Origin of the sequence: Microbacterium sp. NPDC088619, assembly GCF_044752825.1 — a bacterium.
Lineage (GTDB): Bacteria > Actinomycetota > Actinomycetes > Actinomycetales > Microbacteriaceae > Microbacterium.
The window spans coordinates 278,896-294,287 of record NZ_JBIVLZ010000002.1 but is presented as its reverse complement, the minus strand read 5'-3'; the positions used below and the strand labels follow the sequence as shown (position 1 = coordinate 294,287).

The 15,392-nt window shown below is 66.5% G+C and carries 18 protein-coding genes, 1 tRNA gene and 1 pseudogene; 8 read left to right on the top strand and 12 right to left on the bottom strand.

Annotation, left to right across the window (positions count from 1 at the left end; translation table 11 throughout):
- Positions 1-2 precede the first annotated feature (2 nt).
- Positions 3-584, top strand: coding sequence for an isochorismatase family protein (locus ACIP5T_RS15950; RefSeq protein WP_400865546.1), 582 nt, complete (start codon positions 3-5; stop codon positions 582-584).
- Positions 581-1,108 (top strand): DUF1697 domain-containing protein, encoded by a 528-nt coding sequence (locus ACIP5T_RS15945; protein WP_400865544.1) that lies wholly within the window; start codon positions 581-583, stop codon positions 1,106-1,108. The genes ACIP5T_RS15950 and ACIP5T_RS15945 overlap by 4 nt, the downstream gene beginning before the upstream one ends.
- 13 nt (positions 1,109-1,121) lie before the next feature.
- Here the strand turns inward: ACIP5T_RS15945 and ACIP5T_RS15940 are convergent, their stop codons facing one another.
- On the bottom strand, positions 1,122-1,316 hold the full coding sequence (locus ACIP5T_RS15940; RefSeq protein ID WP_400865541.1) for a hypothetical protein: 195 nt from the start codon (positions 1,314-1,316) through the stop codon (positions 1,122-1,124).
- A gap of 25 nt (positions 1,317-1,341) precedes the next feature.
- On the opposite strand from ACIP5T_RS15940, the gene ACIP5T_RS15935 reads away from it, so the two are divergent.
- The gene (locus ACIP5T_RS15935) at positions 1,342-1,863 is read left to right on the top strand and encodes a CGNR zinc finger domain-containing protein (RefSeq protein WP_400865538.1); all 522 of its coding nucleotides are present in this window, start codon (positions 1,342-1,344) and stop codon (positions 1,861-1,863) included.
- A 23-nt stretch (positions 1,864-1,886) separates the two neighbouring features.
- Here the strand turns inward: ACIP5T_RS15935 and ACIP5T_RS15930 are convergent, their stop codons facing one another.
- From ACIP5T_RS15930 to ACIP5T_RS15920, 3 genes are all read right to left on the bottom strand, one after another.
- The gene (locus ACIP5T_RS15930) at positions 1,887-2,435 is read right to left on the bottom strand and encodes a type 1 glutamine amidotransferase domain-containing protein (protein WP_056373649.1); all 549 of its coding nucleotides are present in this window, start codon (positions 2,433-2,435) and stop codon (positions 1,887-1,889) included.
- Between the two features lie 110 nt (positions 2,436-2,545).
- A tRNA-Lys gene (locus ACIP5T_RS15925) sits at positions 2,546-2,618 on the bottom strand.
- Positions 2,619-2,747: 129 nt separating this feature from the next.
- A complete protein-coding gene (locus ACIP5T_RS15920) occupies positions 2,748-3,410 on the bottom strand; it encodes a fasciclin domain-containing protein (protein WP_400865535.1) in 663 nt (220 codons plus the stop codon).
- Between the two features lie 223 nt (positions 3,411-3,633).
- Here ACIP5T_RS15920 and sigK point away from each other — a divergent pair, with 223 nt between their 5' ends.
- The 4 genes from sigK (at position 3,634) to ACIP5T_RS15900 (ending at position 6,758) form a co-directional block, all read left to right on the top strand.
- A complete protein-coding gene (gene sigK / locus ACIP5T_RS15915; RefSeq protein WP_400865532.1) occupies positions 3,634-4,233 on the top strand; it encodes an ECF RNA polymerase sigma factor SigK in 600 nt (199 codons plus the stop codon).
- Positions 4,230-5,033 (top strand): anti-sigma factor domain-containing protein, encoded by an 804-nt coding sequence (locus ACIP5T_RS15910; RefSeq protein WP_400865529.1) that lies wholly within the window; start codon positions 4,230-4,232, stop codon positions 5,031-5,033. Before sigK ends, ACIP5T_RS15910 begins: the two co-directional genes overlap by 4 nt.
- A gap of 28 nt (positions 5,034-5,061) precedes the next feature.
- The gene (locus tag ACIP5T_RS15905) at positions 5,062-5,691 is read left to right on the top strand and encodes a DNA-directed RNA polymerase subunit beta (protein WP_400865527.1); all 630 of its coding nucleotides are present in this window, start codon (positions 5,062-5,064) and stop codon (positions 5,689-5,691) included.
- A gap of 182 nt (positions 5,692-5,873) precedes the next feature.
- Entirely contained in the window at positions 5,874-6,758 is an 885-nt protein-coding gene (locus ACIP5T_RS15900; RefSeq protein ID WP_400865524.1) for an aminodeoxychorismate lyase, read from the top strand.
- A gap of 110 nt (positions 6,759-6,868) precedes the next feature.
- On the opposite strand, the gene ACIP5T_RS15895 is transcribed toward ACIP5T_RS15900, so the two are convergent.
- Positions 6,869-7,165, bottom strand: coding sequence for an endonuclease domain-containing protein (locus ACIP5T_RS15895; RefSeq protein WP_400866992.1), 297 nt, complete (start codon positions 7,163-7,165; stop codon positions 6,869-6,871).
- A 276-nt stretch (positions 7,166-7,441) separates the two neighbouring features.
- Between ACIP5T_RS15895 and ACIP5T_RS15890 the strand changes: the two genes are divergently transcribed.
- Positions 7,442-7,597, top strand: coding sequence for a hypothetical protein (locus ACIP5T_RS15890; RefSeq protein ID WP_400867028.1), 156 nt, complete (start codon positions 7,442-7,444; stop codon positions 7,595-7,597).
- 12 nt (positions 7,598-7,609) lie between these two features.
- On the opposite strand, the pseudogene ACIP5T_RS15885 reads toward ACIP5T_RS15890, so the two are convergent.
- From ACIP5T_RS15885 to ACIP5T_RS15855, 7 genes and pseudogenes are all read right to left on the bottom strand, one after another.
- A pseudogene (locus ACIP5T_RS15885) lies at positions 7,610-7,663 on the bottom strand (hypothetical protein); the annotation flags it as partial.
- 264 nt (positions 7,664-7,927) lie between these two features.
- The gene (gene pstB, locus ACIP5T_RS15880; protein WP_400865521.1) at positions 7,928-8,707 is read right to left on the bottom strand and encodes a phosphate ABC transporter ATP-binding protein PstB; all 780 of its coding nucleotides are present in this window, start codon (positions 8,705-8,707) and stop codon (positions 7,928-7,930) included.
- Between the two features lie 34 nt (positions 8,708-8,741).
- The gene (gene pstA / locus ACIP5T_RS15875) at positions 8,742-9,851 is read right to left on the bottom strand and encodes a phosphate ABC transporter permease PstA (protein ID WP_400865519.1); all 1,110 of its coding nucleotides are present in this window, start codon (positions 9,849-9,851) and stop codon (positions 8,742-8,744) included.
- A gap of 1 nt (position 9,852) precedes the next feature.
- Complete coding sequence (gene pstC, locus ACIP5T_RS15870; protein WP_400865517.1) at positions 9,853-10,821, bottom strand: phosphate ABC transporter permease subunit PstC; 969 nt, start codon at positions 10,819-10,821, stop codon at positions 9,853-9,855.
- 129 nt (positions 10,822-10,950) lie between these two features.
- The gene (gene pstS / locus ACIP5T_RS15865) at positions 10,951-12,054 is read right to left on the bottom strand and encodes a phosphate ABC transporter substrate-binding protein PstS (RefSeq protein ID WP_400865514.1); all 1,104 of its coding nucleotides are present in this window, start codon (positions 12,052-12,054) and stop codon (positions 10,951-10,953) included.
- Between the two features lie 181 nt (positions 12,055-12,235).
- Positions 12,236-13,213 carry an NUDIX domain-containing protein gene (locus tag ACIP5T_RS15860; protein WP_400865512.1) on the bottom strand — a complete coding sequence of 326 codons (978 nt, stop codon included), beginning with the start codon at positions 13,211-13,213 and terminating at the stop codon, positions 12,236-12,238.
- Positions 13,210-15,375, bottom strand: coding sequence for an RNA degradosome polyphosphate kinase (locus ACIP5T_RS15855; RefSeq protein WP_400865509.1), 2,166 nt, complete (start codon positions 15,373-15,375; stop codon positions 13,210-13,212). Before ACIP5T_RS15855 ends, ACIP5T_RS15860 begins: the two co-directional genes overlap by 4 nt.
- Positions 15,376-15,392: the final 17 nt, after the last annotated feature.

The following is a 15,392-nucleotide window of genomic DNA, read 5'->3' as shown; positions in this document are numbered from 1 at the left end:
TCATGAGCAGAGCGCTTCTGATCGTCGATGTGCAGAACGACTTCACCGAGGGCGGTGCGTTGGCCGTCGTCGGAGGGGATGCCGTGGCCTCCGCCGTCTCCGCCTTCCTCGCCGCACACGCGGTGGACTACGACGTCATCGTCGCGTCGCGCGATTGGCATGACGCCGAGGGTGACAACGGTGGCCACTTCGGTGAGACGCCGGATTTCGTCGACACGTGGCCTGTGCACTGCGTCGCGGGCACACCCGGAGCCGAGTACGACCCGCTGCTGGTGACCGATGCCGTCACGCACCACGTGCACAAGGGGCAGGGACGCCCCGCATATTCGATGTTCGAGGGTGCCACCGAATCGGGTGAGACCGTCGGCGCGATCCTCACGGCAGCGGGTGTTCTGCTGGCCGATGTGGTCGGCATCGCCACCGACCACTGCGTGCGTGCCTCTGCGCTCGATGCGGTCGCGCACGGAGTGCGGGTGCGGGTCTTCACCGACCTGATCGCAGGCGTCGCGCACGAGCCGAGTGCGGCGGCTCTCGCAGAACTCGCTCATGCGGGTGCCGAGCTCGTCGAGAGCGATGCTGCGTGACCCGCAGCGTCCTGCTGCTGCGAGCGGTCAACGTCTCGGGGCGCAATCGAGTGCCGATGGCTCAGCTGCGCGAGGCGCTCGCTCCGGTTCTCGGCGAGGTGTCGACGTACATCGCGAGCGGGAACATCCTGTGCGAGCATCCGGACGATCCGGCGTGGGCGTGCGCTCGGGTCCGCGCGGTGATCGCCGGCAAGTTCGACGTCGACACCCCGGTGATCCTGCGGACGCATGATGCGCTCATACGAGCCCTGGATGCGCACCCGTTCGGCGGCTCGTCGGAGAAGCTGCTGCACGCGATGTTCCTCGAGGCGCCGGCCGCGTCCGGGGCCGTCGATGCGCTGCAGGAGAGGCTCGTACCGGGTGAGCGGATCGCGCTCGTGGGTGACGATCTGTGGATCGATTACGCCGAGGGCGGTGTGCACAGCACCAGACTCACCAAGGGCGTCCTCGACCGCGCGCTCGGCGTCGCGGGCACGGCGCGCAACCTCCGCACCATCTGGAAGCTCGCCGAGTTGACGGCCTGAACGGCTTCACAGTTCACGTCTCGCGGCTGATCGCGGCGGGAGGCGTCAGCGGGTGTACCTGCAGGTCGACGCGATGCGTGCCGCAACCGGCGCAGCGGACGTACACGACGATGCCCTCACTGGTCGGATGCCGTGAGCTGGCGACCCAGGCGTGCTCGTGCGCGGTGATGGTCTGGCGGGGGATCGGCAGGGTGTGCAACGTGGTCATGCATCCAGCGTGATGTAATGGCCTTATGCATCTCAACCCTTACGGTGAGTATGCGGTTCTCCTTGCCGCATCCCTCGCCGATGACTTCCCCGTCGATCGTGCGGGCATAGAGGAGCGCACCCTCGAGATGGGGATGACGATGACATTCCCGCCAGCCCCCGACGACCACGAAAGAGTCCGCGAGGTCGTCGACGACTGGTTGGAGATCGTCGACGCGGCGGATCCGGAGGCTCGGGCGGAGATCCTCAACGCCCAGATGGCTCACGCGGCGGCCTACCCGCGCCTGACGAACCACGACGGCGAGGGATGGCATCTCCACTACCGTGACGACGTGAGATCGCTGCCCTACGTGCTGCGGGCCGTCTTCGCCGTCGGTACATCGCTGCACCTCGTCACCCGCGGGATGGATCGGCTGGGTCGCTGCGAGGCCTCGCCCTGCACGAACGTGGTCGTCGACGTGACCCGCAACGGACGACAGCGGTTCTGCTCCGTGCGCTGTGCGAACAGAGCGGCGGTCCGGCGTCACAGGGCGCGCTCTGGCTCCTGACACCGGACCGCCGGATGCTCAGATCACGCGGTCTGCTCGGCGTGCTTCCCCTCGGCGACCTCTTCGATCAGCTTCGCGTTGAAGGCGGGGAGGTCGTCGGGCGTGCGGCTCGAGACGAGCCCTGCGTCGACCACCACTTCCTCGTCGACCCAGGTCGCTCCGGCGTTGCGGAGGTCGGTCGCGAGGCTCGGGTAGCTGGTCAGCGTGCGTCCGTCGACCACGCCGGCTTCGATCAGGATCCAGGCGCCGTGGCAGATGACCGCGACGGGCTTGTGCTGCTCGAAGAATGAGCGAGCGAGGTCGATCGATGCCTTGTCGAGCCGCAGATGGTCGGCGTTCACGACGCCACCCGGAAGCACGAGAGCGTCGAACTCGTCGGCCTTCGCTGTCTCGGAGGTGAGGTCGACGTGCTGCACGTGACCGTTCTTTCCAGTGATCTGCTGTCCGTCCGGTGCGATGAGCGTGGCGCTCGCGCCCTCGCCCTGCACCGCTTCCCACGGACTGGTCAGCTCGCTGTCCTCGAATCCGTCTGTCGCCAGGAATGCCACTCGGCTGTCGGTGAGAGTCGCCATGATGCGTCCTTTCGTGGGGGTGAATGTCCCGGATGGGGACGCCACGACTCTCTCGCAGGATGCAGATGCGGTGAAGGGGGTGGCCGGATCCGGCCTGTGGTGATAAACGGTGGGCCCCGTGGGGCTCGAACCCACGACCCGCGGATTAAAAGTCCGATGCTCTGCCAACTGAGCTAGAGGCCCGCCCCTCCAGTCTAGGGCGCAAAGAAGGAGCCGCTGACGACGTATCGTCAGCGGCTCCTTCTCCGTCCCACCGACCTCCCCCGAGAGGTGAGACGGCTTACCGAGTGTCCGTCTCGGCGTTCCCGGGCCTTACTCGGCCGGGGGCATCAGAACCGAGTCGATGAGGTACACGGTCGCGTTGGCGGTCTGGACTCCACCGCAGATCACGGTGGCGTCGTTGACCATCAGGTCGTCTCCGCTGCCGGTGACCTCGAGGTCAGCACCCTGGACCGTGGCGTGCGTGCCGGCGATCTCGTCAGGCGTGATCTGGCCGGGGACGACGTGGTAGGTCAGGATCGAGCTCAGCGTGGCGCTGTCGGTCTTGAGTGCCTCGATGGTGGCCGGGTCGATCTTCGCGAATGCGTCGTCGACCGGAGCGAAGACGGTGAACTCGTCGCCGTTCAGCGTGTCGACGAGGTTGACGTCGGGGTTGAGCTGGCCGCTGACTGCTGCGACGAGCGTGGTGAGCAGCGGGTTGTTGGATGCTGCGGTGGCGACCGGGTCAAGAGCCATGCCCTCGACCGAACCGGCACCGTCCGGCACTGCCTCTGCGTATGCGGCGCAACCGGCACCGACCAGGTTCGCGGCCGGGTCCATCGTCTCGGTCTCGGGAGCCATCGTCTCGGACGACTCGGGAGCTGTCGACTCTGCCGGCTCTTCGGTGGTGCCGCCCATGGAACATGCGGAGAGCAGGAATGCGCTCGCAAGGCCGAGGGTGATCGCTGCGGTGACCTTCTTCTTGGTGCTGAACATCTCAAGCTCCTTCAGAACAATGCCACGGCCTCTCCGTGGCGTTGACAGTCGTTCGGAGCCCCGCCGGGATCGGATGGGAGAATCCGCAAAGTTTTTTTCTCAGGACCGGATCCAATCCGTTTCGGAGGTCTGTGGCGAACAGCATTCGACGACGAGCACTTAAGAGGACTCGTTTACGTCACTTTCGGGTGGCGGCTGCACGGAAAAGCGAGGTGGATGCGGCATGCTGTTAGAGATGGTCATCGACGGAATGGACGTACCGGAAGACGGTGCGGCTCGGGATGCTGTCGCTGACCTGCTCGTTCGCATCGGCGACGGCGATCAGCGCGCGTTCGCAGAGCTCTACGACACTCTTTCCTCCCGCGTCTTCGGCCTCATCCTCAGAGTCCTCGTGAATCGCTCACAGAGCGAAGAGGTGCTCCAGGAGGTCTTCTTGGAGATCTGGCAATCCGCTACGAAGTTCGCTCCGAACAAGGGCCAGGGAAGAACCTGGGTGATGACGATCGCGCACCGCCGTGCGGTCGACCGGGTTCGGGCGTCCCAGTCCAGCGCGGACCGTGACGTACGAGCCGGGTTCAGGGACATCGGAGTCGCGCACGACAGTGTCGCGGAGACGGTGGAGCTGGGCATCGAGAGCGAGAAGGTGGTTCACGCACTCTCGGGCCTTCCTGAGGTGCAGCGAGAAGCTCTCGTTCTGGCCTATTACGGCGGTTACAGTCAAAACGAAGTGGCAGCGCTCGTAGGGGCACCACTGGGGACGATCAAGACACGGATGCGAGATGGACTCTCGCGTTTGCGGACAGCTATGGGGGTGACAGCATGAACGAAAAGGACTTCGCAGATCTGGCGGCAGGAGCAGCGCTCGACGCGCTGTCGCCCGACGACCAGCAGCGGTACCACGCCGCACTCGCAGCGCACCCGGAATGGCAGCGCATCGTGGATGCAGACACCGACAGTGCAGGGTTCCTCGCCGACGGTGTCACGCAGGTCGCCCCGTCGGCGGACATCCGTGCCGCCCTGCTCGCCCGAATCGCCGTCACGCCGCAGAACGGCGACGCCGTTCTCTCGGACTCGGTTCCCGGCGGTCCGACGGAAGAGTCGTCGGACGCTGAGGCGCCGGCCTCGTCGTCGACTGCGCTCGGCGACGAGACCCCCAAGGCTCCGGCACACCGGCTCCGCTTCCTCTTCGCACTCGCGGCATGCCTCGCATTGCTCGTGGGAGTAGGAGCAGGTGCCGTCGCGATCAACACCTACATCAACCGACCGGCGAGTGTCGTCGCTCTCGAGGACATCCAGTCGGCCGGCGACGCGCAGCAGGCCAGCGTGTCGCTCGAGAGCGGTGGCACTGCCACCGCACACTGGTCGGCATCGCTCGGCAAGTCCGTGCTCGTGACCGACGGCATCCCTTCGCTCGCCGAGGGCGAGACCTACGAGCTCTGGTACGTCCGGGGCGATACTCCGGTATCGGCCGGCGTGTTCGCGGCCGACGGCGGCGAAGCGACAGCGGTGCTCGCCGGCGAGATGCATGCGGGTGACGTGATCGCGGTCACGGTGGAGCAGGACGGAGGCTCGCCCTCGGGGCTGCCGACATCCGATCCCGTCGTCGTGATCCCGACAGCCTGAACCATCGGATCGCGCGTACCCTGGACTGATGCCTGAGCAGTTCTCCCGTCCGGTGCGCCGGCCCACCAGCGCCTTCGACAACATCGTGGGCAGCCACGATCCCGCCGAGGAGACGCGCGTCGCGCATGCGACAGCGTCCGCTCTGCTGACCCGTGTGCGCGCCGATGAGAGCGGTGTGAGCGCGGATCGGCTGGTCGCCTTCACCGACGAGCACGGCATCGACGAGATCGCCGAGCTCTGGTCGAAGGCGCCGTCTCGCACGCTGCCCGGCGCGCTCTGGCGGTTGTACATCCTGCAGCTGGCGATTCACGGCGACCCTCAGACCGCGGCCCTGCTGTATGGGCGCGGCAGGATGGAGCTCGCATCCGTCGACGTTGTGATCGCCGGAGCACCGGTGCCGGCGAATCCCGACGAGCTCGTCGCTCTGATCGACACGATCCTCCGCGGCGCGTTCCGCGGCGACTTCGCGGTCGCGCTCGATCGGGCTGCGGCGTTCTGCCGGGTCCAGGCCTCCGGAGCCACCCATACGGCGGACGACTACGAGTCGACCGAACCGTCGCGCGCCAGCGAGCTCACCACCCGCGCCCTGCGACTGAGCAGCTATGCGCAGGACCTGTCGGCCTCGGCCGTCCTGTGGCGTTCGGGAGCGCTGGCCTGAAGAGACGGAGCAGCGGTCTTCGGGTCGTCAGCGCCCGGGCATGAGAAGACCGGGCCGCAAAAACGCCTCTCGGCGGAAGGCCGCTCGCAGCGGCAAAAATTGGAGCCCGGGGTTATGCGGCCCGGCCACTCCAGTGTAACAAGATCACGCTGAAGCTATTCCCGTGGCTCTAGGCTCGGATCATGACACGGCGCTTTGCTCTGATGATCGATCCTGCGGCGGCTGACATCGACCGCTCCGACTTCGCAGACACGTTCACCCTCGTCGATGCCGCAGCTCCCGCGCTGAGCGTAGGGGAGCTGAGCACCCAACGCGGCGACGGGGTGTTCGAGTCGATCGGCGTGATCGACGGGCATGCGCAGGAGGTCGTTCCGCACCTCGAGCGGCTCGCGCACTCGGCGCAGCTGTGCGACCTGCCCCTCCCCAACCAGGCGCAGTGGCATCAGGCCATCGAGCGCGCCGCCGCTCACTGCGAGCAGGGCGAGTACGTCATCAAGCTCATCCTCAGCCGTGGGGTCGAACACGGCCCCACGCCGACCGCCTGGGTGACGGCTGCCCCGGCATCCGACTTCACAGCGGTGCGCGAGCAGGGAATCCGTGTGGTCACCCTCGACCGCGGCTACGACCTCGACGTGGCCGAGAAGGCACCGTGGCTGCTGCTCGGGGCGAAGACGCTCTCATATGCGGTGAACATGGCGGCGCTTCGCGAAGCGCACCGACGCGGAGCGGATGACGCGATCTTCCTGTCGCGCGACGGCTTCGTGCTCGAGGCGCCGACAGCCTCACTGATCCTGCGATTCGGCGAGCGTTTCGTGACACCGGCACCGAACGGCGGCATCCTGCACGGCACGACCCAGCTCAGCGTCTACGAGCACCTCGCCGCACGGGGGCTCCTCGCGGAGTACGCCCAGGTGCCGGCATCCGACCTGCCGCAGGCCGATGCTGCCTGGCTCGTCTCGAGCGTCCGCCTCGCCGCCCCGATCACCGCCGTCGACGGCGTCGAGCTGCCCGTCGATCATGCGCTCACGGCCGAGCTCAACGAGTACCTCCTCTCGCCCCGCGACTGAGGCGCGCCTTCGTCCCCTGCGCATCTGGAAAACACCGACGATCCGTTTCATCAGCGGCGCGTCCCTCCAACGGCACACTGCATAAGGCAGATCGGTCTGAGATTCCCCACTCATTGCCGAGTATCCCGACGGAGTGCACCCTCGATCGCGGCTGCCACCGCCTGCCAGTCGTGCACGATCATCGCGTAGGTGAAACGCAAGGTCTGGTAGCCGAGCGCTGCAGCAGCAGCGTCGCGGTGGAGGTCCTTCGCCCGCAGTCCGTCGCCCTCGTGATTGGCACGCCCGTCCGCTTCGATGATCAGGCGCTCTCCGACGACGAAGTCGACCTCGCCGACGCCTGTGATCCACACCTGCGTCCTCGCATCGATACCGAGTCTGTGCAGGCGGAGACGGATCAGCGACTCCAAGCCGCTATCCGCGTCAGACCTCGCGAAACCCACCAGCCAGCGCATCTGGACCGGAAGATGGTGCCACAGCCACGCAGTGTCTCGTGGTCCGATGAGTGTCTTACGCAGAGCTGATTCCAGTGCCGCGAAGAACGTGTCCTCCGCCGCGCACTGTGCGATTTGGAGCAGAACGTTCTTGACGGGAGGCAGCAAGCCGACAGCGACCTTTCCCTCATCCCAGTGGATCCTGCAGTCCTCACAGCAGACACGGGATGTTCCGGCCGTCCCCATCCAGACATGACGCTCTGGCGGTATCTCGAGCACCCACAGGCCATGCAGGACGCCGGCGGCGCAGCATCCGATGGTGCCACCGTGTTCAGCCGCGTGGACGAGATCGTGCGACTCGTCGGGAAGTGCGTACACCCCTCGGCGTGGACGCAGAACTTCGCCTGAACGCAGGGCCCTGGTGAGCTCGGCCTCTGTCACGCCGTGGCGTTTCAGCTCTGCTGTTCTGGCCATACGACCGAGCGTGCGCAGCGTGGCATCCGCTCGTGTGAAAGACATCCGAGAATGATCGACGCTTCGATCATCGGTGGACTCGCGAGAGACTGGGCATCGCCGAGATCTGTGCGCAACCCGACTGAGACGCTCGAAGTGCAGCCGTACTCAGGAACCGGAAAACCCAGACCATCGGTGCCTGGCGCCGCGCGTCGAGTGATCGACACGCGGCGAGGCGCCAGATGATCTGGGTTTTCCAGATAAGGAGAGGGAGTAACCGGATGCTTATCCGAAGCGCCCCGAGACGTAGTCCTCGGTGGCCTGCACCGACGGGGTGGTGAACATGGTGCGGGTGTCGTCGTACTCGATGAGCTTGCCGGGCTTGCCGGTGCCGGCGATGTTGAAGAACGCGGTCCGGTCGGACACGCGGCTCGCCTGCTGCATGTTGTGCGTCACGATGACGACGGTGTACTCCGACTTGATCTCGGCGATGAGCTCCTCGATCGCGAAGGTCGAGATGGGGTCGAGCGCCGAGCAGGGCTCGTCCATGAGGATCACGTCGGGGGAGACGGCGATGGCGCGCGCGATGCACAGACGCTGCTGCTGGCCGCCCGAGAGGCCGGAGCCGGGACGGTCGAGGCGGTCCTTGACCTCGTTCCAGAGGTTGGCGCCGCGCAGCGACTTCTCGACGAGACCGTCCTGATCGCTCTTCGACATGCGCGTGTTGTTGAGCTTCACGCCCGCGAGCACGTTCTCCTTGATCGACATGGTGGGGAACGGGTTCGGGCGCTGGAACACCATTCCGACCTGACGACGAACCAGCACGGGGTCGACGCCGGCACCGTAGAGGTTCTTGCCGTCGATCAGCACCTCGCCCTCGACGCGGGCGCCGGGGATGACCTCGTGCATGCGGTTGAGGGTGCGCAGGAACGTGGACTTGCCGCAGCCTGACGGGCCGATGAAGGCCGTGACGGTGTTGGGCTTGATGTCGATGCTGACGCCTTCGACGGCGAGGAAGTCGCTGTAGTAGACGTTGAGGTCGTTGACTTCGATGCTCTTGGACACGTGTGATCCTTCTTCTTCAGTCGGGAAAGACGGCTCAGCGGCCGTTGATCTTGGGGGCGAACACCTTGGCGATGATCCTGGCCAGCAGGTTCAGCACCATCACGATGACGATCAGGGTCAGGGCTGCGGCCCAGGCCCGCTCGAGGTAGGCATCGACGGGGATGCCGGGGTACTTGGCCTGCATGTACGAGAACACCGGTAGCGTCGCCATCTGCCCGCTGAACATGTTCAGGTTCATGCCCTGCACGATGCCGACGGTGAGCAGCAGCGGTGCGGTCTCGCCGATCACGCGCGAGATGGCGAGCATGATGCTGGTCAGGATGCCGGCGATGGCGGTCGGCAGGACGACCTTGATGATGGTCAGCCACTTCGGGACGCCGAGTGCGTAGGCGGCCTCGCGGAGCTCGTTCGGAACGATGCGCAGCAGCTCCTCGGAACCGCGGACGACGACCGGGATCATCAGCACCGAGAGCGCCAGCGAACCCATGATCCCCATCCGGGTGCCCGGTCCGACGATGAGTGCGAACACGGAGTAGATGAAGAGACCGGCGACGATCGACGGGATTCCGGTCATGACATCGACGAGGAAGGTGATGCCGCGGGCGAGCCTGCGTCCCTCTCCGTATTCGACGAGGTAGATCGAGGTCATCAGGCCGATGGGCACCGAGATGATCGTCGCACCGAGCGTGATGAGCAGCGTGCCGTAGATGGCATGGATCGCGCCGCCGCCCTCGCCCACGATGTTGCGCATCGAGAAGCTGAAGAACTCCCCGTCGAAGCGCATGAGGCCGTTGATCACCACGGTGTAGAGCAGCGAGATGAGGGGGAGGAGCGCGACCACGAAGGCGCCGGAGACCAGTGCGGTCATGAGGCGGTCGATCGCGTGACGGCGGCTCTCGACCACTGTGGAGATCACGAAGATGAGCACCATGTAGAACACGAGGCCGACCACGAGCGTCAGCGCGATGTTGAAGTCGGCCGGGTCGCCGCCGACGTTCATGAACGCGAAGATCGTCGCGGAGATGACGAACGCGACCAGCAGGAGCGCCCACGGTGCCCACTTGGGCAGGTGGCCCGCCGAGGTGGTGTGCACCGGAGCGACGACGGACGAGGGAGACGGCGAGGGGGTGAGGGTGGCGGTCATGTCAGTTGGCTCCCGAGAACTCGGCGCGGCGCGAGACGATCCAGCGGGCCACGAAGTTGACCGCGAAGGTGACGATGAAGAGGATCAGACCCGCCGCGATGAGCGTGTTGACGCCCTCGTCGTGGGCTTCGGGGAACCTCAGCGCGATGATCGCGGGGATCGTCGTGGGGTTCTCCGGGTTGATCAGGTTGAACGTGACGATCCCGAGGGGGGAGAGCACGAGTGTCACTGCCATGGTCTCGCCGAGCGCACGGCCCAGGCCGAGCATGGCGCCCGACACCATTCCGCTGCGTGCGAAGGGGAGCACAGCCATCCTGACCATCTCCCAGCGGGTCGCGCCGAGCGCGAGTGCCGCCTCCTCGTGCAGCTTCGGCGTCTGCAGGAAGACCTCGCGGCAGATCGCGGTCATGATCGGCAGGATCATCACGGCGAGCACGAGGGATGCGGTGAGGATCGTCTTTCCCGTGCCGGAGGGGGTGCCGCCGAAGAGCGGGATCCAGCCGAGGTTCGTGTTGAGCCACTTGTAGAAGGGCACGAGCATCGGAGCGAAGGTCAGCGCGCCCCACAGGCCGAAGACCACCGAGGGCACGGCCGCCAGCAGGTCGATGATGTATCCGAGGAAGCCGGCCAGACGACGCGGGGCGTAGTGCGAGATGAAGAGTGCGATGCCGATCGCGATCGGGGCGGCGATCACGAGAGCGATGAAGCTCGACCACAGCGTTCCGAAGACGAAGGGCCAGACCCAGGACAGGAACGACTGTCCCTCGAGGATGTGGTTGTTCGAGGTGTCGGACGACAGAGCGGGGATCGCCTGCACGATCAGGAAGACCGCGACCGCGGCGAGCGTGACGAGGATGATGATTCCCGCCGCCAGCGCGGTGCCGGAGAAGATGAGGTCACCCCGTCGGCGTGGGGTGGTGCGAGTCCCGGGGGAACGGGTGGTATCGGGACCCGTTGAGGTTGTGGTCATCGGAGCGACTCCAGGCTCTGAGGGACGTTCGGGGTTTTCATGCGGGTGCCCCCGCGGTGTCGGTCGAGTCCTACGACCGACACCACGGGGGCGTCGGGACCGGAGCTCAGCAGTGCGCTGAGCCTTCGGTCACTCCGTGACGATCGCGTCGATCGCCGTGTTGATCTGGTCGCGCAGGGTGTCCGAGATCGGGGCGCTGCCCGCAGCCTCTGCTGCAGCGTCCTGGCCCTCGGCCGATGCGACGTACTGGAAGTACGCCTTCACCAGGCCTGCGGTCTCGGCGTCGTCGTACTCGACGCAGCCGATGAGGTACGAGACGAGTGCGATCGGGTACGAGCCGGCGGGTGCTGCGGCCGGGTCGACGGCGTACGCGAGGTCGTGGTCGGAGCGGCCCTCTTCGAGCGGCGATGCCTCGACGAGCGCAGCTGCGGCCTCGGCGGAGTACGCGACGTACTCGCCCTCGACCTCGACGGCGACCTGGCCCAGGTCACCGGTGCGCGATGCGTCCGCGAAGCCGATGTAGCCCACGCCGTTGGTGATCGCGTCGACGACACCCGAGGTGCCATCGCCGGCCTCGCCGGTCTGGAGCGGCCACTCGTCGGCCGCCTCGTAGGTCCACACGTCCGGAGCGACGGCGCTGAGGTACTTGGTGAACGTCTCCTGCGTGCCCGACGCGTCTGCGCGGTGCACGGGGACGATCGCCTGGTCGGGCAGCTCGACGCCCTCGTTCTGCGAGGCGATGGCGGCGTCGTTCCAGTTGGTGATGGCGCCCGAGAAGATCTTGGCGATGGTCTCGCCATCGAGGTTCAGCTCGTCGATGCCCTCGAGGTTGAAGGCGACGGCGACCGGCGAGATGTAGACGGGGATCTCGACGATCTCATCGGAGGCGCAGGAGCCGAAGCCGCCGGCGGCGAGCTCGTCCGCGTCGAACGCGCGGTCGGAGCCGATGAAGTTCGACGAGCCGGCGATGAAGTTCTCGCGGCCGGTGCCCGAACCCGTGGCGGTGTAGTTCACCGTGGTGTCGGGGTTCGCGGTCTGGAAGGCGGCGACCCAGGACTGCTGGGCGGCTTCCTGCGAGGAGGCGCCGGTGGCCTCGATGGTGCCGCTGAGAGTGGATTCGCTCGGGGCGTCGGTGGAGCCGCCGGTTCCGCCTTCGTTCGCGGCACAGCCGGCGAGGGCGAGAGCGGCCACGGCGCCGACGGCGCCGATACGTGCGATTCGGGAGATCTTCACTGTGGATCCTTCGATCTTTGATGTGGTGGGGCCCGGTGCAGGGCACACAGTGACGCTATGTGCGGCGGTTAACGAGACTCTCCCGCGCAGGTGAACGGGAGGTGAACGGCACGCGTCTCTCTGGGGCGAGCAAAAGGCCGCATCCGTTGCCGGATGCGGCCTGCGCTGCTGTTCGGAGGGCCTAGATCTTGGGGATGTGGGTCTCGATCGCGATGATCCCGGACCCCGGATTGGATGCCGAGACGTGCACGACGGAGAACGCGGCGGGTTCGAGGTCGGCGGCGCTGTTGACGTACGAACCGCGGATGGTTCCGGTGGCGAGCGCGATCTCGGTCAGGATTCCCGGCAGCACGGGGCCGTGGCTGCAGATGACCGCCGGCTTGCCCGATCGCACCCGACGGCCGATCACCGAGCGCAGGTCGTCGTGTCCATCCTCCCAGGCGTCTTGGCTGATCTTCTCGGTCGTCACGATCTTTCGATCGAGCACCCTGCCGAGCGGTGCGACCGTCTGCACACAGCGCACCGCGTCGCTCGTGACGATCTTGCGCACGCCGAAGGCGCGCAGGGGGCCGACGATCGACTTCGCCTGCTCGAGTCCGCGTTCGGTCAACGGGCGCTCGGCATCGGCGCCGTCCCAGTCCGACCGCGACCGGGCCTTCGCATGGCGCAGAGCGATGAGGGGGAAGGTACGCAGGGCGCCGTCGTCGACGAGCTTCGTGAAGAAGTCGAGGATCTCCAGATCGACCGGATAGCTCAACCGGGAACGCGCCTTCTTGAGACTCGCCCATTCCACGGCCGCGATCTCCTTGTTCGGCACGAAGGTCGAGGCGCGGATGGCATCGACGGTCGCCTCCGCAGCCCAGTAGTGCACGACCTTCTGCTTGCTGGACGGCAGATGGTAGCGGCTCACGCCGACGGGCACGCCGAGTGAGACGCGGATGCCGGTCTCTTCGTGCACCTCGCGCACGGCGGTCTCGGCGAGCATCTCGCCGGGGTCGACCTTGCCCTTCGGCAGGGTGATGTCACGATACTTGGTGCGGTGGATCAGCAGGATCCGCAGCTTGCCGTCGATCACGCGCCAGACCACGGCACCGGCCGCGTACACGGCCTTGTCCGTCCACTTCGAGCGGGCCGCCTGGGCCGGGGACTGCGAGCTCATCGCACTGCCCGAGCGCGACGGCGCCGCTGGATCAACCCCATGGTCTTGTCCTGCAGGTCGATGAGGGGCTTGCCCTCGGCATCCTCCGAATGCCGCGTCCAGACGCCTTCGGCACCGAGATGCCACGAGGTGGTGCCGGGGTCCATGGCGAGGTCGAAGAAGTCCAGCAGGTCCTTCATGTGCCCGGGGTCGGTGACGCGCACCAGAGCCTCGACCCGGCGGTCGAGGTTGCGGTGCATCATGTCGGCGCTGCCGATGTACACCTGGGCATCGCCGTCGTTGTGGAACGCGAAGATGCGCGAGTGCTCGAGGTACCGGCCCAGGATGCTGCGCACGGTGATGTTGTCGCTGATGCCCTCGAGATCGGTGCGCAGACTGCAGATTCCGCGAACCCACACATCGACCTTCACGCCGGCCGCGCTGGCGCGGTACAGGGCGTCGATGACCTCTTCGTCGACCATCGAGTTCACCTTGATGCGGATGCCTGCCGGCTTGCCGTTCTCGGCGTTGCGGCGCTCGTGGTCGATCTGGCGGACGAGACCCTTGCGCAGGTGGAGCGGTGCGACGAGAAGGCGCTTGAACTTCTTCTCGATCGCGTATCCGCTCAGCTCGTTGAACAGGCGGGTGAGGTCCTTGCCGACCTGGGCATCGGTGGTGAACAGCCCGAAGTCCTCATAGATGCGGCTGGTCTTCGGGTTGTAGTTGCCCGTGCCGATGTGCGAATAGTGCCGCAGCACACCGTCTTCCTCTCGGATGACGAGTGCGAGCTTGCAGTGCGTCTTGAGCCCGACGAGGCCGTAGACGACGTGCACGCCCGCCTTCTCGAGCTTGCGGGCCCAGACGATGTTGTTGGCCTCGTCGAAACGGGCCTTGACCTCGACCAGCGCCAGCACCTGCTTGCCGGACTCGGCGGCGTTGATCAGCGCCTCGACGATCGGGCTGTCACCCGAGGTGCGATAGAGCGTCTGCTTGATCGCGAGCACGTGCGGGTCGCGCGCCGCCTGCTCGAGGAAGGACACGACGCTGGTGGTGAACGACTCGTACGGGTGGTGGACGAGCACGTCCGACTTGCGGATCGCCTTGAAGATGTCAGCCCGCGTGTTGCTCCCGGTGGGCTGGAAGGCGACAGCGGTGGTCGGCAGATGTGGGGGGTAGCGGAGGTCGGGGCGATCGATGCGCGACAGGTCGAACAGGCCGCGCAGATCGAGCGGCCCGGGGAGCCGGTAGATCTCCTGGTCGGTGATCTCCAGCTCGCGCACGAGGAGGTCCATCGTGACCTCGTCCATGTCGTCGGTGATCTCGAGGCGGATCGGCGGGCCGAAACGACGTCGGAGCAGCTCGGCCTCGAGAGCCTGGATGAGGTTCTCGCTCTCGTCCTCCTCGATCTCCACATCCTCGTTGCGGGTGAGGCGGAAGGCGTGGTGGTCGAGGACCTCCATGCCGGGGAAGAGGTCGCCGAGGTGGTTCGCGATGAGCTCCTCGAGGGTGAGGAAGCGCTTGATCTCACCGGAGCCCGGCACCTCGACGAAGCGAGGCAGCATGGGCGGCACCTTGAGACGCGCGAACTCCTGACGCCCGGTGCGGGCGTTGCGGATGCGGATGGCGAGGTTCAGCGACAACCCCGAGATGTACGGGAAAGGATGCGCGGGGTCGACCGCGAGAGGCATCAGCACGGGGAACACCTGTGCTCCGAAGTACTCGGAGAGCTTGGAGCGCTCCTCGTCGGTCAGCTCGGACCATTCGGTGATCTCGATGCCGGACTCGGCCAGAGCCGGACGGACGAGGGATCTCCAGGCGTCGGCGTGGCGCAGCTGCAGCGCATGCGCCTCGCGAGCGATGTCGGCGAGAGCGTCGGCGGGGGAGCGGCCGATGTTGGTGGGCACCGCGAGACCGGTCACGATGCGGCGCTTGAGGCCGGCGACGCGCACCATGAAGAACTCGTCGAGGTTGCTCGCGAAGATGGCGAGGAAGTTCGCGCGCTCGAGTTCGGGGAGCGAGGGATCCTCCGCGAGCTCGAGCACACGCTGGTTGAAGGCGAGCCAGCTCAGCTCACGATCGTGGTAGCGGTGGTCGGGGAGGAGTGCGTCCGGAGACTCGATGGCATCGAAGTCGTCATCTTCAGCGTCACCGAGACCTGCGTCGGCGAGTGCGGGATCGATCATGGGGTACATCTAAGCAC